Genomic DNA, 20101 nt, shown 5'->3' on the forward strand with positions numbered 1-20101 from the left:
TCTCGGTTAAGTCTCATCGCTTGTCCTTTTCTTGGTCGAAAACGCAAGTTAGAAACCTAACCATCCCTAGAATTCACTTTCTAGGGATTTTTTTTGTTTTCAGCCTAGATCGGATTTACTTGACGATGAGAATCCGCGCAAGTTATATTTTTTTCACGGTAAAAAACACCCTTGCAGGTGAAATCCTTGTTTTTACATATTGGCCTTGACATTTCAATTCACCGGAGGTCAATTATGTTTAACGAGAAGTTCTACCATCTCGCAAACGTCATTACCATAACCCTAGCCGCAGCTATCGGCGGATTTCTGTTTGGTTTTGATTCTTCTGTCATCAACGGGGCAAACGTCGCTCTCAAAGATTACTTTGGATGTAACGACATGCAGTTAGGTTTAGCAGTTTCCTTTGCCCTGGTGGGTGCGGCACTCGGCGCCTACTTTGCGGGGCGTCTCGCCGATAAAATCGGCAGAGTTCACTGTATGATGGTAGCAGCATTCCTCTTCGTCGCCAGCGCCATCGGTTCTGGGCTTCCTTTCGGCCTTAGTGACTTTATCATGTGGAGATTCATCGGAGGGGTTGGCATTGGAGTCACCTCCATCATCACACCAATTTACATTGCAGAAACCTCCCCCGCACACTTACGCGGACGTCTTGGTTCTATGCAACAATTCGCCATTGTAATCGGCATATTTGCAGCCCTTCTTTCCAATTATCTCGTCGTACGTACAGCGGGTTCTGCAAGCCTAAACATATTTGGTTTCGAGGCTTGGAAAATCATGTTCTGGATTGAAGCCATTCCGGCCCTCATTTACGGATTGGCAACAACCCGCCTTCCAGAATCACCGCGTTACCTTATAGGCATTGGCCGACTAGATGAAGCAAGGCAGGTCCTTTCCCGAATTAGCGACAATAACCAGGATGATGAAATCATCGCCATCCAGGAAACTTTCAAAAATGAAAAACCCGCTAGACTCTGCGACCTTCTGGAATATACGGACGGAAAAACAAGAATAGTCCCCGCCGTGTGGGCCGGCATAGGCCTTGCCATCCTTCAGCAGTTCGTTGGTATCAACGTAATTTTCTACTACGGCACCATGCTTTGGCAAAGTGTGGGCTTTGGCGAAAGCGATGCATTCCTTACCAGCCTCGTTTCCAGCGGAATCAACCTGACCATGACCATCATCGCCATACTTCTAATCGACAAAATTGGACGCAAGCCATTACTCCTTATCGGCTCTTTTGGCATGGCAATTACGTTAAGTACTTTAAGTGGATGCTTCATTTTTGGAGCAGACAACGGCGCCCTTTCCAGTTCTAGCGGCATTATCGCGCTTGTGGCGGCAAACCTGTATGTTACATTTTTCGCAGCCACCTGGGGGCCAGTCATGTGGGTCATGCTCGGCGAAATGTTCAACAACCGCATCCGTGCCGTGGCAATCGCTGTTTGCGGACTTGCCCAGTGGGGAGCAAACTTCTTAGTTAGCTGGTCCTTCCCCATTCTCGCTAGCAGAAACGGCATAGGCGTAGGCCCCACCTACCTGATATACACAATCTTTGCAGTAATCAGCTTCTTCTTCGTAGCCTTGTTTGTCAAGGAGACCAAAGGAAAGGAATTGGAGGAAATGTAAATCCATCGGCAAATTAGCTTCCAAGTTGGAATATGTCATTTTACAAAAAACGCATTTATAATGAGCCCCCTAGCGTGCTGCAGGGGGCTTTTGAATTATTCCGCACGAACCATACATCTTGTAATAAATGAAAAACAGATTTTTGACCAAAAGTCTGTAAGTTTATCGTAATTTTCTTTACATAGGAATTTGGAGAAAACTATGAGCGGATTTTTTAACATCAGAGCATGGGTGGGCGTACTTTTGTTCGCCTGCGGAATCATGCCCGCGGTGGCTGCAAATCCGTTCCAAACCATCCCCTGGAACGGCTACTCCGGAGCCGCCAGCTTCACTTTCGATGACGGTGTTTTTCAAGTTGAACACCTCCCCCAAATGCTGGAAGAAATGCCCGAAGTAAAGGTTACCTTCTTCCTTTCCAATATGGGAGCCGATATTCTTAATTTGTACGGTGCTGAATTTGCCTACCTTGCAAGGCAGGGACATGAAATCGGCAACCACTCCAATAATCACAAGCACCTTACCAGTCTGAGCGAAAACAATCTTCGCAAGGAAGTGATTGATTTTGCCAACGAAATTCAGCAAGTCCTGAATTCTTATGGTGCAGACGTGAATATTACCTCCAACGCACTTCCCTTTAGCGCCAACAGCGAACAAGTTTCCAAAGTTGTCAACGAACGTCATTTTATCAACCGCAGCTCCTGGGGAAACGGCCGGCATAACTGGGATGAAGAACCTCGCTGGACAGACATGGATTCCAGAGCCTGGTATTCCTGGCCCAATGCCGAAGAGGATCTCCTGAAGGCCCTGGATACCGCCGCCTACATCGGAGATTTCACCAGCTCCAATCCGTGGTACAATCCCGTTAAGTCCCCCGCTTGGGTTGTGCTCCTGAACCATGGCGTGTCCTACATGGGCGAAAATCACATTACTCCCGAAGCAATGAGAAACGCATTCAAGCACGCTGTCGAAAACAATATGTGGGTAGCCCCGTTCAGCACCGTAGGAGCTTACTACAGAGCTCATTTCACACTGGATGCAGCCCAGGCAGTTGCTGAAGGCAACGATAAATACACCGTAACTTGGGAAATGCCCCACAAGGATATGCCCAAGAGCATTCCCATGAAGGTAAAACTGACTCCGCAGTTTATCGAAGAAACTTTCGGACAGGACGACAGCATCGTTCTTGAACAGGATGGAAATACGATTTATCCCGATGAAAATGGCGTTTTCACCATTGAATTTGCCTCCCAACAGGTAACCATCCGTAAGGCAAGCAAAAGCGCCAATATGAAGCCCTACAGCGTTCTTTCCATCAAGAAGCAGGTTAGCCTCGCCCCCAACGAAAACATTACTTACACCCTCATGGACATGAAGGGCAATCGACTGGGCGAAACAAACGGCTTTGAAGTTCCTGCCCACCAGCCTAAAGGCGCTTACATCATCCGTGCAGCAGCCCCCGGATTCGCACCTGTAACGAGAAAAGTATTCCGCTAAAAGCGGTTTTGAAAAGTCAGTACACTCCTGTAAACCCCAAATTGAATTCTCGACGATTTTTTCGGGAATAAATGCGGTATATTACTCCTGACAAAAACTTTGGAGTACTCATGAGCGTTATTACTGCAATTCCCTGGAATGGTTATAAAGCTGCAGCCAGCTTCACCTTTGACGACGCATCCGAAAGCCACATTACCAATCTCTTCCCCCTGGCAGAAAAATTAGGAATCAAGGTCACCTGTTTTTTGACCGGAGACAGCTGGTACTTCCGAAACAATTACGGCAAATTTTTGCAGATGGCGCAGGCCGGTCACGAAATGGGAAACCATACGGAAACCCACCCCAAGCTGACGCAATTAAGCGACGACGATCGTCGCCGGGAAATTCTGGATTACAAAAAATTCCTTAAAAAACAGATGCCTGATTTACCGTTCAATGTATTCGGGACACCTTATTGCGACAACAATGAGGAAGTCCAGGCAATCATCGGCCAGGAACATTACATCAGCCGCGATTGTCGCGGTTATGGCCGCATTACCTGGGATAAGGAAATTAATTGGCTGTCCATGGATTCCAAGGCATGGCAACGGTCCTTGAACACTGTGGATGAATTCAGGCAAATTGCCCGCGACACCGAAGCCGCAGGGGAATGGATCATCTACATGAATCACGGCGTTGATGAAGACCAGAACAACGACTATTCCATCAATCCTAGTGATCTTCAAGAAATTATGCAGCAGGCCATTGATTTGGATATGTGGATAGCCCCATTCGGAGTCGTAGGCGCCTATCATAGGGCAGCATTCGCTCTAAAAAAAGCAACTGCCAAAGAAAGCGATGACGGATTATCCATCCAATGGAAAAGCCCTCATTCCAGGATGCCCTCAAGCATATCCATGAAAGTCAGGTTAAATGTAGACGGTAACAGTAAGGTGTTCCAAAAAGGCAATGAAATCCAGCAGAACAGTGATGGTAGTTATACCATTGAGTTTATGGACCAAGCATTAGAAATCATCCTTTAAACCCGCTTGAAACAAAAAAGAAATCCCTCGGATTGATCCGAGGGATTTCTTTTGCATTTCACTAATCCCCGACTATGTCGGGGAAAGCTAGTCAGATTTACTTCACGTTCACCTTGCTGATCTTGTTGCCAATGCGAACCATGTAGACTCCCTTGCTGGGAACTGCGATGGATGCGTTACCGAAGGCGAGCTTGCCGCTAGCAACAACCTTACCCTGCATGCTGAACACTGCGAATGCGGTGTTGTTAGCAGCGGTAATCTGGATCTGCTGACCTGCAACTGCAATCTTGGACTTGGCAGCAACAGCACCTGCGACGATGCCGATGATGTCACCCGGATTGGAAGGATCAACAGTACCCGGGTTAGACGGATCAACGGTACCCGGGTTAGACGGGTCAACAGTGCCCGGATTGGAAGGATCGGTTGCACCCGGGTTTGCAGAAATAACAATGCCAGTAATCTTAGACGGATCGATTACGGAGCCGCTAGCATCCAGGAATTCAACAGACTTCACGGAGATAGCGCCGTAACCACCCTTTGCATCCTTCACTTCGAACTTCAGACCCTTAGCAGTCTGGAGAACTTCCTGACCACCAGGTGCCTTACCAACGTTCACCCAGTCAAGAATGTCAAGATCCTTGGTACCAAAGCCATCCGGAGTCATATCGATAAGGGTAACTGCATAATCAGAGCTTTCCTTCAGGAACATACCCGGTTCGCCACCAGCTTCGACAGTTGCGGTATTCAGGAGAGCAATACGGATAGGACCTTCCACCTTAGCGGTAATGCGGAGAGACTTAACACCAAGCTTGGTCAGGTCAACAGCGGATTCAGCCTTGTTGAAGGACATGGCGATACCTGCGGACGGATACTTCAGTTCACACTTCGCCGGGGTATCCTTACAAACCTTAGCCTTATCTTCAGTCCACTTGGGTTCCGGACCAATTTCCATCACAGCGTCAGCATAGTAAGCGCCGTCGCGGAGGAAGATCGGAGAAGAACCAGAGTCCGGAGACATCTTGGTACCGGTTTCAGCATACTTGTCGTGATATGCGCCCCAGTTCCAGAAACCAGAAATGGCAACAGTAGTATCACCACGCTTCTGCTGGACACCATCAACGCCAGAATCAGAAGAACGCATGAGGCTCGGATCCGGAGTGAACTTGGTGAAACCAGTCATATCATAGAGGTTAGGCATGTTACCAGTCATGAGCAACAGGTAAAGGAGGTTCAAGGTAGACGGATAGTACTTTTCGCCACCATCAGTTTCACCACAACCATTTGCAGTCTTGCAGCTGGTCAGGTTAGCAAGAACCTTATAAACAGTTTCCATGTAGTTCTTTGCAGACTGGTCATCAGCAAGAGAAGAAACTGCCAAGCCGAGGCCGCCAGAGAAGGTGGAGGAAACGAAGCGACGCTTGTCGGACAATTCTGCTTCACCGTTTACATAGTAACCGGAGTTGATGCCGCTAGCAGTCTTGGTTTCAGGAATGAGCCAGTTAGCAATCTTCTTGTTGAAAGACAGAGCATCCTGGTCACCATACCAGTAGTAAGCCCAAGCGGTGCGCCACGGAGTACGTGCAGCGTCATCAAAGAAGCCTGCGTCTTCGGTCTGAGCAACAGATGCGGAAGTCTTGGTGGGCTGATGAGAACCCCAGGAGCACCAGTCAGAAACGAGACCAGTCTTGGAGTTCTGGCAAGCCAGCAAGTCCTTAGCGACATCAGAACGATGAGTGGACCAGGAAGACTTTCCGGAAACCTTTTCAAACAGCTTAAAGTTGGCAAGGCCTGCATAGCTGGGGTTGAAAGCGTCATTCCACTGGGAACCCGGCTTCAGCTGAGTGTTGTTAAAGTCATTCTGTTCAATCCAGTTGATCATGCTCTTTGCGTCGGAAAGATACTGGGAGTTGCTCCACTGGGCAGAAGCCTGGACCAGAGCAAGGGCTGCGTCAATATCGGAGTCGGTTGCAGAACCGGTACCACCGCTGCAACCAATACGCCAGTGCATACCACCAAGGCCATCAGCAGAAGCGTTGTTGGACTTCCAAGTGCTATACAGCTTCTTGAACATGGTTTCGTCGTCCATGTACACGGTAATCAACATACCGTAAGCGATAGCTTCGGAAACGGTAGAGCAGGTGCCTTCCGGAGAAAGAATCCAGCCCTGATTGGCATCGTACCAGGCGCCCTTCCAGGTACTGTAATGAGCCTTGATCATGTCGGTATCTGCAAACGGAACAGTGTAGCCGTGGGGGCTAGCCATATTCTGCGGGAACGGGTACTTACCTGCTGTTGCAGCAACAGAGGTCAACAAAGTTGCACCCAACATTACTTTTAAGATATTATTCATTTATAACCTTCCACGTTATATGATTTATAACGCCCCTAAATATAATTTGAATTGAAAAAATCACATACCCTTTGGTATGTAATAAATCCGTTGCATAAAAAAACAGACACACAAAAAAAGGCGTTAAATCGCCTTTTTCCTTTAAAATGATCCATTTACTCAAGTCTGTTTTTTAAAGTTTACAAGTTATTTTTTGTTCCCGATTCGTTCACAAGAACAGTTTCCTTTTGCAATTTAGCCTTCTTTCTTTTCGTCTTGAAGTTCAGATAAAGAGGGCTGACCGTATACAGGAAGGCAACGAGAACTGCTGTCGCCTGAGGCGTATTCATGTTGGTAATTCCCCAACCAATGGTAATCAACGGCAAATGGAGCAAATAAGGATAGAAAGAAGCCCTTCCCACCGTACGTACAATGGGAATACAGAAAAGTCGAGCCAGGAACCCCTTGGCGGGAATAAGACTCATAATAAAAAGACCTGTAATAAGAATGGGCGCGGAATGGCGGACAATGAAATAGGCAGCCTGATGATGCACCCAGTTCTGCCCCGCATAGCAAGTAATATACAGAACGATCAAAAGAAACGCCTGGCAGAACCCGGCTACGAAGTTCTTTTCCAGAAAAGCAAATTGACGTTCCTGGTAGAGGCGGAAAATAATCATGCCGAAAAAGTATTCACACACATGCATTGCGGGAAACATGTGGAAAAAACGGAAACGGATACCGTAATCAGGGGAATACCAAGTGGTACAGCCAAAAATCAACCCCTGAATAATCCCCGGAATAAAGGAAATAAAAAATAGGACCCACAGCCACTTTACATTCTTAATCTTGAAAAAGAACTTGGCCGCGGCAGGAGTAAAGGCATAACAAATGAAGAATCCGGTTAAAGCCCAGGAGGGTTCATTCAGCTTCATCCCTAGTTCAGGCACAAGAGACCAGAGTAAAGTCAGATGCAAAGCCAGACTACGAACCGGATGGGACAAGTTTTCCACCCCATGAAACTTGACCGCAAGGGCGATAAACATCAATACGGTACAAATAAAATGCAGACGGTATAGTTTCGCAATTCGACTGAACATAAAGGGCACTACCGCAATACGACGGTCGGGATCGCTAAACTTACTGGCAAACAAGAAGCCGGCCAACACAAAGAACATTCCTGCTGAAAAGGCGGGTCCACTGACAATGGGTTTTAACCAGGTATATTTTGCAGCATAGTCAAAGGCGCTAGAGGACGCCAGATGCAAGAACACAATGTTCAGGGAAGCCAGCAGACGCAGGCCATCAATCGCGGGAAAATAGGCGGACTTTGACATAGGCTCGCAAATCTAGAAATTAATCCGTTTCCGGTCGTTCCACACTTTCGCGGGCAAGTGCCGCAGTAGTACGCGTTACCGCACGACGCTGTTCCCGCATGCTAGCCAGTGCCTTGGATCGCTTGCGGGCAGATTCCTGCAGGTCTACGGATTCGTCATACTCATCCACAATTTCTCGACCGAGAATTTCTTCAAGGACATCTTCCAGGCTTACCACGCCAGCAATAGCGCCCCATTCATCCACGACGCCTACAATATGACCACGTTGCTTCAGGAAGCGAAGAAGGAGTTTGTCCAAGGTGAGTGAATCCGGAATAAGCTGGATAGGACGCATCAACTGGCGAAGTTTGACATCGCGTTTCCCTTCGGCCAATTTGTTGTACGCATCGCGACGGAGGATTACACCAATCCAGTTATCCTTATTCTTTTCATAAAGCGGGACACGGGAAAAAGGCCAGTTGCCACGTTCATCCAGAGTTTCCCCCAACGTTTTGTCTGCATCCAGGGAGAAAACCACCTGACGGGGCGTCATCACCTTACGGACAGGAATGGACTTCAGAGCCAGAATATTCTTAATGACAACAGATTGTTGCCTATCAATCACATCTTCGCGAAGTCCGAGACTGACAAGGCTATTGATATCATCAATGCTCACTTCCTTCTTTTCCTCGGTTTCACGAGTCCAATGCTTGGTGAGGGTAAGGCAAAGCCAGATAAGTCCCGTGAAGGACAGAATCTTCGTGATATAATAGAAGGGAACGGCCACCAGCGGGGCAACCACCTTAGCCTGTTTCACACCCAAAGTCTTCGGGGTAATCTCGCCAAAAAGCAAAATCAGAATGGTAAGGATAATCGGCAACGCCACTTGACCTGCAGGAGGCAAATTTTTGACAGCAAGAGCAGTCGCAAGAGAAGCCCCCACCGTATTGGCGATAGTGTTTACTACCAGGACAGACGCAATGTAACGGTCAATATTATCCTTCACATGAGTCATGTATTTGGAGGTAAATTTTTTCTGCTTTTCAAGAAGTTCTATCGCTGCAGGAGGTACACTATAGAAAGACGCTTCCGTCACGGAACAGAAGGCTGAAATAGAAAGACATCCCAAAACGGTAAGTACAATATAGAGCATTATTCAACACCCCAGAACATAGGTTCAATAGCCCAGAATTTGACCTGTTCCAAATGCGTCAGGAAATCCACGATATAATTAAGGGAAGTATTAGCCTTCATCGAAGGAATAACGAAATCATCATCCGAATTCAATAGATGAATTTTCACTTCAGAAGAAGCCTTTATCCCAGCCAATTCCTTTGCAGCAAGGATTGCTTCATCAATACCTCCTAAACGATGGACAAGACCTGCATCACGAGCCTTCAAGCCAGACATCACCCGGCCACCCCCATACAGAGAATCCACCGTTCCCTGAGGAATCTTCGTGGCCTTGGAAACAACACCTGTAAAGCGATCATAGAAATCATCCATGTATTCCTGGAGCGCATTCCTTTCCACATCAGTCCAAGGACTACTAAAGGACTGAGCATCTGCATAGGGATGACTCTTTACGGATTCACTGCGAATACCCAACTTGTTCAGCAAGCCAGATGCATCCACTTTGCCTCCATAAATACCGATACTTCCCACAATGGAAAATGGTTCCGAGACGATCAAATCGGCACCACAGGCAATGTAGTATCCGCCAGAAGCACCAACATTTCCAATGCTCGCCACCACAGGAATTCCCAGTTTTTCACTGACATGGCGTATGGCGCCCCAAATTTTATCGGATGCAATAGCGCTACCACCGGGAGAAGATACTCGAACAATCAATGCCCTCGCATCCGTTCCTGGAAGTTCTCGCAAGGCATCCATCACCTTCTTTTCCATGCGGTTATCAATGGTACCATCGATATTAAGCACCGCAATTTCCTTACGGGCACCCCAATGTTCATCAAATACTTTCTTGTTCATGGGACGCCAGGTAGACGCATAGGCAAAAGGAGCATCCAGGCCAAACAGAGTCTTAAGAGTATATGTCGGAACCTGGTCAATATAGAGGGTCGTATCAATCAAATGCGCCTTCTGGGCAGCCTTTGCGGTAATGACAGGATTTGAAGCCAAGGAGTCCAGGAAAGCAACCTTCTTTTCTTCGTCACCCGGTAAACGCAGGCCAATGATTTTTTCAATCATCCACCATAAATCCTTGTAAAGGCAATCCGCATCACTGCGGGCTTCTACAGACATGGAATCCGCAACATAAGGTTCTACTGCAGACTTGTATTTCCCATGACGAAGGAATTCCACCTTAACACCTAGCTTATCAAATAGGCCCTTGTAATAAAGGCGATCTCCCCCAAGACCTCGCCAGGTAAAGTGTGCAGAAGGTTCAGCCACAATGCGATCCGCATGGGCGGATGCCATCAGAACCGCTGGACGAATATCATCCACGTAGGAAATGACAAAACCACCCTTCGCCTTCAGTTTCCGGACGGCAGCGTCAATTTCGCTGGAAATACCCAGATTGCCACGATAGTTCGAGAAGTCCAGAATGACAAGTCCGCAGGAAGGATCCTGATAAATATGTTCAAACAGGTTACGAACCTTCCAGATATTGATGGAACGTTCCCCGAGGAAGGGCATACTTTCGGAGGTTTCCGTCACATCCATATCCAGGGGGATACGGATAATTTTTCCACGCATGGATGTCTTGGGACTGCGGGCAGAGTGATAGCTGAAAACACCCCCCTTAGGCAGGAGATCATCATACACATGCAATGCCAAATCACTATATCCACCAAGAGTTGTAGAGACAGAAAGACGCCATTCCTTTTCATCCCCATAAATCGGGACCATAAAACCAAAACGGAAACCGTAAGCCCCCATTTCCAATAACAGTCGATGGTTTTCAAGATTTTCAACATCATAACTGACACTGAAGGCGTTGTTCACTCGCAACGTAGCCCCAAGATTCAGAATTCGATCAGGCGACTGAGGACCTACATACAACAAATTTTCCGTGGAGTATCCCAAAGACAGGAAATTTAGGGGACGATAAATGATTCCCTGAGACAAACTCCATTCAGTCCCTTTAAATTCAGAACTACGCAAGCCAGAAAAACGAGTTCCCCAAAACAAGGTATTGGAGAAAAAAGTACTTGCATGGCCCACACTCCAGCGGGCTTCATTATGATGATCCCTATCAAAGGTGTACCGGAAACCAGCGCTCCAATTGTCTAAGTTGCCTCCAACACGAAAATCCGTAGTCTCGTTATCATAGTCATAAGAGACCAAAGCACCTCTGGAGCCCAGTGCAGTAAGACCAGCGGGATTTCCCCAAACACCATGTTCGTTATCCAGGGAAACAAAACCGGATTCGCCAGGAATATAGGCCGACGCAACACCTGCCAGGCCCATCAAGATCAAAGCTACCCTATAAAAGCATCTGCAATTGGAAATCATAAAAAGCAACCCTACTATTCTCTAAAATAAATACTTTGTATATAGTCCCAATGAGTGTCCGGTTTCCATACCGAATAAATAACCACGATTCATTTCATAGAATAAGGACACCCCAAGAGACCCCTTCTTCACAGAGAAATAACGACCCGCATCCACACGCATTCTAAAGCCCCGATACAAGTCTTTCATCTCTTGATATGGTTTGCTCATGGACAGGTTTTGGGATTCCTGAATTCGCCAGCGATACAGGAACACGTAATCGAACAACCATCCGGAAGGATCGTCATAGTCCCAAGCCACGCGCCATTCCATGGAAGCCTTCACCCCCAGTTCATCCCCAGGCTGGAAGTCATCATCTTCAAGAAAGGTATAATAACTAGCGGCAACACCCAGCAGCAGACCTTTAGAAAAAGGATACAAATAGAACGGTTCAACACCAAGCCTATGGAACCTGTTCACCTGGGAACCTTCCCCAGGAGGCAAGCGCCAACTTACATCAACCCCGAGGAACGGATATGGCATAAATTTCATGCCCAGATAGGATTCGTTGAAACCATTGACCTGCAAATCCAGCATTTCGTGAATTTGATCGTGCAGCATGGTGTTGAATTCGATGCTTGTCAAACGATAAGAAAAATCCCCATAAATACTAAAACAATTGCAGGGAGCATATTCGCCAGCCAAGGCCACATCAGCACTGTATACATCGTCCAGAAGTTCGCCAAGGAAGCTGAATTTAACAGAAGTGGAAGGCCACTGTACAGGCAAAACGCTTTCCTTTGCAAAGGAAAGGTTACAAAGCAACAGAAATACGGTAGCGGCTAAAAAAAACACAATAATGTAAGCAAAAACGTTTTGTCACGAAAAAAATAAAAATAACAAAAACTTTCCAAGTTTAAACATCTTTTCACAGCTTCTTTTTCATGAATAAACGGCATTTAACATTTTGTAAAAAAACAAAGTCTTTTTTGATTTTCTATTTTTAGCCCACATTAACTCAAGATTTTATTTCATTAAACTCAAGAGATTGACATGGCATCGACAAGTAAAAAAGAAGAAACCGATATTCTGGATCTTTTTAAGGAATTGCTGAACAACTGGAAGATAATGATTCCATGCATTTTCCTTGCAGGCGTTGTCGGCGTAATCGTTGCAATGTGGATTCGCCCCATATACCAGGTAGACGCCCTTCTTCAAATCGAGAACAAAAACAGCAAAGGTCCCGCCGCCTCCATGATGGGCGGACTCGCCAGTTTATTCGCTTCTGCAAGCCCCGCAGAAACCGAAATTGAATTGATTAACAGCCGCCAGGTTATTGGCGATGCCGTAGAAAAGATGCATCTGCAGTATGTCGCCACCCCGACCAATAAACTGGACCGTCTCCTTCACAAGGAAGGACGTATGGAACTGAACCAGTTCATTGTTCCGGGAAATGTCATGCCCAAGGAAGAAAAGCACGATCCTTGGATTGCTAAGGTAATTGATAGCACCACCTTTGAAGTTTATGACCACAACCACCAAAAAGTTGTAACCTCTGGTAAGGTAAGTCAGACTTACCACATTCCCTACGGCCAGGACACAGTCGTTCTCAGCGTCTATAGGATGATTGCCAGAGCTGGTCAGGAATTTGAATTAAGCCAAGTGGAACGACTCGAATCCATTGAAGCATTCAAACATGCTTTTGGAGTCAAGGAACGTGGCAAGAAAACCGGCATCCTGGAATTTTCCTACCAGGACATTTATCCGGATCGTGCCACCGAAGTTCTAAATGAAATCGCAACCAACTATCTCCGCCAGAACGTAGAACAGAGAAACGCCGAAGCTCAGAAGACTTTGGAATTCCTGGAAAAACAACTCCCCGAAGTTAAAGCCCAGATGGATAGTTCCCTGCTAAAGTTCAACACCTACCGCAATCGTGTCGGTTCTGTAGACATTAACGCAGAAACCCGAATCGTTTTGGAAAAGCGCGCCAAGTTGCAGCAGGATTTGCTTTCTCTACAGCAAAAGAAGCAGGACGCCATCCGCCTATTCCAGCCGGAACATCCCACTGTAAAGACTTTGGAAGAACAAGAAAACGCCTTGAAGCGTGAACTTTCCACAAATTCTAGCGAAGCCCGTCGTCTTCCCGCAACCCAGCAGGAAGTGTTGAAACTGACTAACGAAGTGGACATGAGCAAGATCATGTACACCTCCATGCTGAACAACATCCAGCAGTTGAAGCTCGTTTCTGCAGGTGAAGTTGGCTCTGTCAGAATCATTGACTTTGCAGAACCCGTAAACAAGCCCACCAAGCCCAAGAAAAAGATTATTCTCCTGGTGGCACTCTTCATCGGCTTCTTAGTTGGCGCAACCATCGTATCCATCAAGAGCAAGCTAAGTAGCGGCGTCAAGGATGCAAACTTCATTGAACGTGAAACAGGCTACAGTGTTTACGCCAAGGTTCCCAAAGGCAATCCCAACGGCACTAAGGGGACCCGTCCTCTTGCCGTGGTAGAACCAGACGATGTGGCCGTGGAATCCCTTCGTGCCCTGCGCAGTTCACTGGAATTCAGCATGGATGACACCATGCGTCAGATTATCGGCGTTAGTGGTTTGATTCCGGGCGTTGGCAAAAGCTTTATCTCCGTGAATCTGGCAGCTCTTTACGCAGGTTTGGGCAAGAGGGTCCTCCTCATTGACGCAGACCTCCGCAAGGGCCGTCTGCATAAGGAATTCGGTCTTTCTCGTGACAAGGGACTTTCTCAAATTCTTTTGGGAGAAATTAACGCACAAGACGTTACCTACGAAACTGAAGTGGAAAACCTCTATGTTATGCCCTGTGGAAAGTCGCCCACGAATCCGTCTGAAATTCTCGGTTCCAAACATTACGCTGAACTGATTGAATCTCTGGAAAAGCAATTTGACTTGATTATCGTAGATACACCTCCCATTATGCTAGTCACTGACGCAGCCTTGGCATGCCGCTTTGCAAGTCAGGTAGTCATGGTCATCGAATACAACAAGCATAGCATCAACGCTATCAAGGATGGCATGGCACACCTGCTCAAGGGCAACAACAGTGCGCACGCAAGCTTCGTCATCAACAAGTACGAACACAGCCACGCTGACGGATACGGATACAAATACGGCAAGTATTAATCGCAGTAGCTTATGCGATTTTGTCCGATTTTACCCATTCTCTTCTCCTTAGTCCTAAACGCATGCGTTTGGGATAATGGGGAAAGTCCGGACAACTACCTTCCTTTAGACGATTCCGCCTTTCCGTTCTCCGGTATTCCCCGTTTAGTAATCGAAACAGAGTCTGGCAGACAAATCAGGGATCGAGAAACTCTTATCCCAGCAAAGCTCCAGATTTACGGGGATCGGGGACCTCAAGGCGAAATCCTTGAATTAAACATTCGAGGCAGAGGAAACTCCAGCTTTACAGGAATGCCCAAATGGGGCATGAAGTTGAAGTTCAACAAGAAACAATCTCTACTTGGAATGCCCAAAGACAAGGAATGGGCACTTATCGCAAATTCAGCGGACAAAACCCTTCTCAAAAACTTCATCACATACAAATTAGCATCGTGGTTAGGGGACGAATATTCCCCAAGAGCGGAATTCGTAGAACTCTATCTAAATAGGCAATATTTAGGAGTATACCTTCTTTCCGAAACTGTAAAAGTTAGCTCGGATAGGGTTTCTCTTACTGAAGGCGATTTCAGTTATCTTTTGGAGTTAGGTTCAACTCCTAAGGAAAATGACATCAACATTTTTTCTAGCTACAATACAAAATTCACTATCAAATATCCCAAAGAACCTAGCGATAGTTCAAAACAGTTCGTTACAAGGCACATTAACAATTGGGAATACTATCTCCGCGATTCCAAATACAGAACGGAAAAGCCCATTGACGACTGGATAGACATGGAAGATTTTATGCGCTACTACTGGATCCAGGAGTTTTCCAAAAATCTAGATGGAGCATTTCGCAGAAGTATTTACATCACCTGGGAAAAAGGCGATAAAATCAAGTATGGACCTGTATGGGATTTTGATGTAGCCTATGGAAATTGGACCGCAGATTCCCTACGCACAGCCACTGATTGGTACGTCCGTCCATCAGGCTGGAACGGACTGATCTTTAACAACTCGTTAGTATGGAACAGAGCGAAAGATTACTGGAAAAAGAATCTACCCGTATTTCAATCAATTAATGACTCTCTTGATTACTATGCTCAAATATTGAAAGAGCCTTCCAGCAACGAGTTCAAACGATGGCCGGTTTTGGAAAACACAGAAAACTGGACATATAAAGAAGCCTACAGTTCTCATCAAGAAGCTGTAGACTCATTAAAAAGCTGGATTAGCCAAAGAATTGACTGGATTAACAACCAAATTCAATAAACAACTCACTGTTCAAAGAACTGTCTGTATTTTCTTGCGCAAGCTTCCATAGTAAAGGGACTCTTTTCCTTCATCTCATTAGCAAGATTCTTGATAAAATCAAAATTTGCAATCGCATTTTCTAGAGCTTCAACGTAAGTTTCCAAAGTAAAATCCTTACTTAGGTAACCATTCTTTCCATTCACAATCATATCAACAGCACCGCAAACAGGCGTAGACACAGCGGGAATTCCCGCAAGAGAAGCTTCCAGCAACGTAATTGGCATTCCTTCATATGCAGAAGACAGAGTAAACAAATCCGAATTCAGCATATAGTCGCAGACATTCTTTTTTGTACCTAAATAGAAGGTATTCTTGGCAGCCTTTCCTAAAAGGCGCTGACCTCTTTCGCTATCAAAACCAGCGCCAATAATGAGAAGCTTCACATCTTGGCCCTTTTGTTCCAAAACATTAAAGGCATCAACTAGTAAATCCTGGTTCTTTTGAGATCCGCATCGAGCCACATGTAAGAACACTTTTGTAGAAGCAGTCTCCCTATAAGATTCTATTTCAGCCTTCACATTGTTGAACTGATCCGTAGGAGCAACCTTAGCACGCCCATTTACAATGCAACAGGCATCCGTATGGCGATGCATTCTCTTCAAGTCTTTGTAATTTGTGTCAGAAAGGGCAACATAATGTACCCACTTCAATCGACCTATGGTTTCAAAATAGATTCGATAGAACAATTCGTTATAACCAGACATATCATTATGAATAGTCTGCACAAATTTCGTCTTTCTGTGCAACAACAATATGGCTAGAATACAATACTTGGGAACATTTCGCAGATTCAGATGGACAATATCAGCCTTTTCTGCACGAATTGCTTTATAAACCTGGATAATTTTTTTCAGATTAAAGCCGTCATCAAGTCCAAGATTCTTATACGTCACCCGTGTCGAAAGATCAAACTTGTAAAAGGTTCTATTTTCAGGATCAACCTTATCATCTTTGAGAGTCAAGACGACGACTTCATCGGCCTTAGACAATTCATTGCTAAGGTCCACCACAAAACGCTCTGCGCCGCCCGGAGTTAACGAAAAAATAACTTCAAGAATTTTCATATTAGGGCACCCAATTTCTACAAATCTCTTACCATCTCAATGATAGCATTTTTCCCCTGTATATTGAACGCCTTTTAGGGACTATCATTTCATTTTTGTATATTTTTGTATTCAAAATACGATATGCAAAACTAAAAGAAGAATACAATGACTAAAGTAATTACTTACGGAACCTACGACTTACTTCATCAAGGGCATATCAACCTCCTAAAACGAGCTAAAGCTCTGGGAGACTATTTAATCGTAGGCGTCACCAACGACAACTTTGACCGCGACCGCGGCAAGTTGAACGTACGTAATAACGTTCTGGAACGAGTAGAAGCCGTAAAAGCAACCGGTCTGGCAGATCAGATTATCATAGAAGACTACGTCGGTCAGAAAATCGATGACGTCCAGAAATATGACGTGGATATTTTTGCAATCGGTTCCGACTGGGAAGGGAAATTTGACTACCTGAACGAATTCTGCCAGGTGGTTTACTTGCCTCGTACCGAGGGTATATCCTCCACTATGCTCCGTTCGGAAACCCAGGATACCGTAAAGGTCGGCATTCTCGGATGCGGAAGGGTCGCCAATCGATTCCCCAGCGAAGCGAATGTGGTCAATGGAGTCTCCATCACCGCAGCTTACGACATCAAACCCGAAGTCAGCCAGGCCTACGCCAAGTCCTTTGACGGGGTAACGGCATATGCCGACCTAGATGAGTTTTACAAGAACGTAGACGCAGTCTACGTCGCAACGCCCCATCTAGCACATTACGAAAACATCAAGAATTCTCTTTTAGCAGGAAAGCACGTTCTCTGCGAAACCCCCATGGTACTGAAATTCCAGGAAGCCAAGGAACTTTACAAGTTGGCAGAAACACAGGGCGTCATCCTGATGGAAGCAAATAAGACCGCCCATTGTCCCGCCTTCAATCATCTGATGGTCATGATCAAGTCCGGGCTGATTGGTGAAGTGGTGGATATTGAAGCCTCTCTCTCCCAGTTGCTAGACAAGAGCGGACGTGAATTCGATCCGGCCCAGGCAGGAGGGGCGATGTTCGAGCAGGGATCCTATCCCCTTCTCCCCATCATGAAACTGATGGGAATCAATTACGAGAGCATAGAGCTTTTCTCCCGCATGGAAAATGGCGTAGACGTCCATACCAAGGGTGTCATCCGCTACCCCAAGGCCGTATGTTCATTCAAGGTCGGTCTTGGCGTCAAGACCGAAGGCAACCTGGTCATTTCAGGAACCAAGGGTTATGCCTATGTTCCAGCCCCCTGGTGGAAAACAGACTACTTTGAGCTCCGTTACGAAGATGCCAACAACAACAAGAAGTTTTTCTACAAATGGGATGGCTTCGGACTCCGCTATGAAATCCAGGAGTTCATCAGTTGCATCTACAACCATAGGTTCAGTACGGCAAGACTGCGCCGCAGAGAAAGTATCTGCATGGCAGAAATCATGGAGCAGTTCAGCCAACGTAAAAACTTTTTCGAGATTTAAAGGAAGGTATTTCTATGATCAACTTTACCGTAGGTCCGGTACAGTCCAGCGACGCAGTTCGCGCTGTAGGTGCAGAACAGGTCCCCTATTTCCGTACCGCCGAATTTTCCCAGCTTATGCTGGAGAACGAAGCCTTGGTAAAAAAGTTTGCAAAGGCATCTGACGATTCCAAGGTTGTCTTTATCACCGGTTCCGGTTCTGCAGGCATGGAAACGGCCATCATGAACACCTTGAACAAAAACGACAAGGCCATTGTGGTTAACGGCGGAAGCTTCGGCCACCGTTTTGTGGAACTCTGCGAACTTCACGAAATTCCCTTCTCCGAAATCAAGTTGAATGCAGGAAAGGCCCTGAAGGCAGAACACCTGGCAGAATACGATGGCAAGGGCTACACCACCTTCATCGTAAACAAGCACGAAACCTCTACGGGCGTCCACTACGACATGGACCTCATCAGCGATTTCTGCAAACGCAACAACATGTTCCTGATTGTTGACTGCATCAGTACATTCCTTGCAGACCCCTTCGACATGGCAGGTCTCGGCGCAGACATCATGATTACCGGATCTCAGAAAGCACTGGCATGCCCGCCGGGCATTTCCGTCATGGCACTTTCTCCCAGAGCACTGAAGCGCATCGAAGAAACCAAGTGCAAGTGTCAATACCTGGACCTGAAACTCGCTCTGAAGAATGCCGAACGAGGCCAGACCCCGTGGACTCCCGCAGTAGGCATCCTCCGTCAGATTCACACTCGTTTAAAGGAAATTGACGCCAACGGTGGTGTAGAAGCAGAGATTGCACGTACTGCAGCACTAGCAAAATACTTCCGTGATCAAATCAAGGGTTTACCCTTTGAAATTGTTTCCGAATCTCTGTCCAACGCAGTGACTCCGTTGCATCCCACTACAGCATCGGCCAACGACATTTTCCTAAAGATTAAGGATGAATACGGCATGTGGGTATGCCCTAACGGAGGCGAAATGAAGGACACCATTTTCCGTGTAGGACACATCGGCGCATTAACCACCGCAGACTACGACAAATTGATCGAAGCCTTCAAGGACTTGCAGAAGAAAGGCGTCATTTAAAGAAGACCGACGTGAGCATTTCCCACACCTCGCCAGATCCAAACGAACACCTGAAAAACCATCGGTACTCCCATCAACTTTAGAGAATTCTAAACAGATTCTAACCTAGCTTTGATTTAATGTCCGTTGTGGATACACCTTTCGTATAAGGAAGGTATTCTATGGACACGCCCAACGGTTTGAACTGTTCTTCCGTTCTAAGATAACGTTCGGAACCTTTCCAGTCGTCACCAGAGAACAGCACGTCAAAATGAAACTTTTCATAGGCAAGCATTTTATCGTCTGTGATTTTAAAATCAACAATGGCAGCCCAATCAACACACTTCAACGCATTGACTATCCTGCACCGTTCACCCTCAGGAATAACCGGATCCTTATGCTTGACATCTCGAACATAGGCGTCATCACAAATACCAACAATCAAAACATCACACATTTCCTTGCAACGTTCCAAAAGGTTTAGATGCCCCACATGAAACAAGTCAAAAACACCAACAGTATAACCAACTTTATATTTCTTCATACCTATCAAAATAGCAATAATTAGAGGCATCATCAACATGTGTGGTAGCATTTAGGCAGCCTTGCTAGATGATTCTCTCGATTCCGATTCCCATTCGTAGGCTATCTTTACATCGACATAGGAACAACTCAGCATTATCAGCGACAGCATGTTGTTCATGTTCCTGAAGCCATAGGCAGTCCGTATCAGTAGCTTTATCTTGTTGTTCGTCGCCTCGATCCTTGCGTTTGACACGCC

The 20101-nt window shown here is 46.2% G+C and carries 15 protein-coding genes; 7 read left to right on the forward strand and 8 right to left on the reverse strand.

From position 1 onward, the window contains the following. Positions 1-234 precede the first annotated feature (234 nt). The 3 genes from BGX12_RS13855 (at position 235) to BGX12_RS13865 (ending at position 4142) form a co-directional block, all read left to right on the forward strand. Entirely contained in the window at positions 235-1626 is a 1392-nt protein-coding gene (locus tag BGX12_RS13855) for a sugar porter family MFS transporter (protein ID WP_109736633.1), read from the forward strand. 201 nt (positions 1627-1827) lie between these two features. Beyond that, positions 1828-3120, forward strand: coding sequence for a polysaccharide deacetylase family protein (locus tag BGX12_RS13860; RefSeq protein WP_109736634.1), 1293 nt, complete (start codon positions 1828-1830; stop codon positions 3118-3120). A gap of 110 nt (positions 3121-3230) precedes the next feature. After that, positions 3231-4142, forward strand: a complete 912-nt coding sequence (locus BGX12_RS13865) for a polysaccharide deacetylase family protein (protein WP_158278266.1) — start codon at positions 3231-3233, stop codon at positions 4140-4142. 97 nt (positions 4143-4239) lie between these two features. Here the strand turns inward: BGX12_RS13865 and BGX12_RS13870 are convergent, their stop codons facing one another. The 5 genes from BGX12_RS13870 to BGX12_RS13890 all read right to left on the reverse strand — a co-directional run bounded on the left by BGX12_RS13870 (position 4240) and on the right by BGX12_RS13890 (position 12035). Then, positions 4240-6492, reverse strand: a complete 2253-nt coding sequence (locus BGX12_RS13870; protein WP_109736636.1) for a glycosyl hydrolase family 8 — start codon at positions 6490-6492, stop codon at positions 4240-4242. 179 nt (positions 6493-6671) lie between these two features. After that, positions 6672-7808 (reverse strand): acyltransferase, encoded by a 1137-nt coding sequence (locus BGX12_RS13875; protein ID WP_109736637.1) that lies wholly within the window; start codon positions 7806-7808, stop codon positions 6672-6674. Between the two features lie 19 nt (positions 7809-7827). After that, the gene (locus BGX12_RS13880; RefSeq protein WP_109736638.1) at positions 7828-8940 is read right to left on the reverse strand and encodes a hemolysin family protein; all 1113 of its coding nucleotides are present in this window, start codon (positions 8938-8940) and stop codon (positions 7828-7830) included. Then, positions 8940-11222, reverse strand: a complete 2283-nt coding sequence (sppA, locus tag BGX12_RS13885) for a signal peptide peptidase SppA (protein WP_109736645.1) — start codon at positions 11220-11222, stop codon at positions 8940-8942. Before sppA ends, BGX12_RS13880 begins: the two co-directional genes overlap by 1 nt. Before the next feature lie 66 nt (positions 11223-11288). Beyond that, positions 11289-12035, reverse strand: coding sequence for a hypothetical protein (locus BGX12_RS13890; protein WP_146196362.1), 747 nt, complete (start codon positions 12033-12035; stop codon positions 11289-11291). A gap of 264 nt (positions 12036-12299) precedes the next feature. Between BGX12_RS13890 and BGX12_RS13895 the strand changes: the two genes are divergently transcribed. Next, a complete protein-coding gene (locus BGX12_RS13895; protein WP_109736640.1) occupies positions 12300-14405 on the forward strand; it encodes a polysaccharide biosynthesis tyrosine autokinase in 2106 nt (701 codons plus the stop codon). Positions 14406-14417: 12 nt separating this feature from the next. Next, positions 14418-15656: a CotH kinase family protein gene (locus BGX12_RS13900; RefSeq protein ID WP_109736641.1), complete on the forward strand. Its 1239-nt coding sequence runs from the start codon at positions 14418-14420 to the stop codon at positions 15654-15656. Between the two features lie 5 nt (positions 15657-15661). On the opposite strand, the gene BGX12_RS13905 is transcribed toward BGX12_RS13900, so the two are convergent. Then, positions 15662-16762, reverse strand: a complete 1101-nt coding sequence (locus tag BGX12_RS13905) for a glycosyltransferase (RefSeq protein ID WP_109736642.1) — start codon at positions 16760-16762, stop codon at positions 15662-15664. 147 nt (positions 16763-16909) lie between these two features. Between BGX12_RS13905 and BGX12_RS13910 the strand changes: the two genes are divergently transcribed. Both BGX12_RS13910 and BGX12_RS13915 read left to right on the forward strand, forming a co-directional pair. After that, positions 16910-18253 (forward strand): Gfo/Idh/MocA family oxidoreductase, encoded by a 1344-nt coding sequence (locus tag BGX12_RS13910; RefSeq protein ID WP_109736643.1) that lies wholly within the window; start codon positions 16910-16912, stop codon positions 18251-18253. 14 nt (positions 18254-18267) lie between these two features. Next, the gene (locus BGX12_RS13915) at positions 18268-19341 is read left to right on the forward strand and encodes an alanine--glyoxylate aminotransferase family protein (protein WP_109736644.1); all 1074 of its coding nucleotides are present in this window, start codon (positions 18268-18270) and stop codon (positions 19339-19341) included. A gap of 100 nt (positions 19342-19441) precedes the next feature. Here the strand turns inward: BGX12_RS13915 and BGX12_RS13920 are convergent, their stop codons facing one another. Further along, positions 19442-19864 carry an adenylyltransferase/cytidyltransferase family protein gene (locus BGX12_RS13920; RefSeq protein WP_109736646.1) on the reverse strand — a complete coding sequence of 141 codons (423 nt, stop codon included), beginning with the start codon at positions 19862-19864 and terminating at the stop codon, positions 19442-19444. Positions 19865-19915: 51 nt separating this feature from the next. Then, the coding region (locus tag BGX12_RS13925; protein ID WP_146196363.1) for a transposase at positions 19916-20101 on the reverse strand (186 nt) is incomplete at its 5' end.

Origin of the sequence: Fibrobacter sp. UWR4 (genome assembly GCF_003149045.1) — a bacterium.
Taxonomy (GTDB): domain Bacteria; phylum Fibrobacterota; class Fibrobacteria; order Fibrobacterales; family Fibrobacteraceae; genus Fibrobacter.

Excerpts from the sequence above, each read along its gene's own strand:
- BGX12_RS13855 (WP_109736633.1), top strand. The coding sequence starts at position 235 with ATGTTTAACGAGAAGTTCTACCATCTCGCAAACGTCATTACCATAACC.
- BGX12_RS13860 (WP_109736634.1), top strand. The coding sequence starts at position 1,828 with ATGAGCGGATTTTTTAACATCAGAGCATGGGTGGGCGTACTTTTGTTC.
- BGX12_RS13865 (WP_158278266.1), top strand. The coding sequence starts at position 3,231 with ATGAGCGTTATTACTGCAATTCCCTGGAATGGTTATAAAGCTGCAGCC.
- BGX12_RS13870 (WP_109736636.1), bottom strand. The coding sequence starts at position 6,492 with ATGAATAATATCTTAAAAGTAATGTTGGGTGCAACTTTGTTGACCTCT.
- BGX12_RS13875 (WP_109736637.1), bottom strand. The coding sequence starts at position 7,808 with ATGTCAAAGTCCGCCTATTTTCCCGCGATTGATGGCCTGCGTCTGCTG.
- BGX12_RS13880 (WP_109736638.1), bottom strand. The coding sequence starts at position 8,940 with ATGCTCTATATTGTACTTACCGTTTTGGGATGTCTTTCTATTTCAGCC.
- sppA (WP_109736645.1), bottom strand. The coding sequence starts at position 11,222 with ATGGGCCTGGCAGGTGTTGCGTCGGCCTATATTCCTGGCGAATCCGGT.
- BGX12_RS13895 (WP_109736640.1), top strand. The coding sequence starts at position 12,300 with ATGGCATCGACAAGTAAAAAAGAAGAAACCGATATTCTGGATCTTTTT.
- BGX12_RS13900 (WP_109736641.1), top strand. The coding sequence starts at position 14,418 with ATGCGATTTTGTCCGATTTTACCCATTCTCTTCTCCTTAGTCCTAAAC.
- BGX12_RS13905 (WP_109736642.1), bottom strand. The coding sequence starts at position 16,762 with ATGAAAATTCTTGAAGTTATTTTTTCGTTAACTCCGGGCGGCGCAGAG.
- BGX12_RS13910 (WP_109736643.1), top strand. The coding sequence starts at position 16,910 with ATGACTAAAGTAATTACTTACGGAACCTACGACTTACTTCATCAAGGG.
- BGX12_RS13915 (WP_109736644.1), top strand. The coding sequence starts at position 18,268 with ATGATCAACTTTACCGTAGGTCCGGTACAGTCCAGCGACGCAGTTCGC.
- BGX12_RS13920 (WP_109736646.1), bottom strand. The coding sequence starts at position 19,864 with ATGAAGAAATATAAAGTTGGTTATACTGTTGGTGTTTTTGACTTGTTT.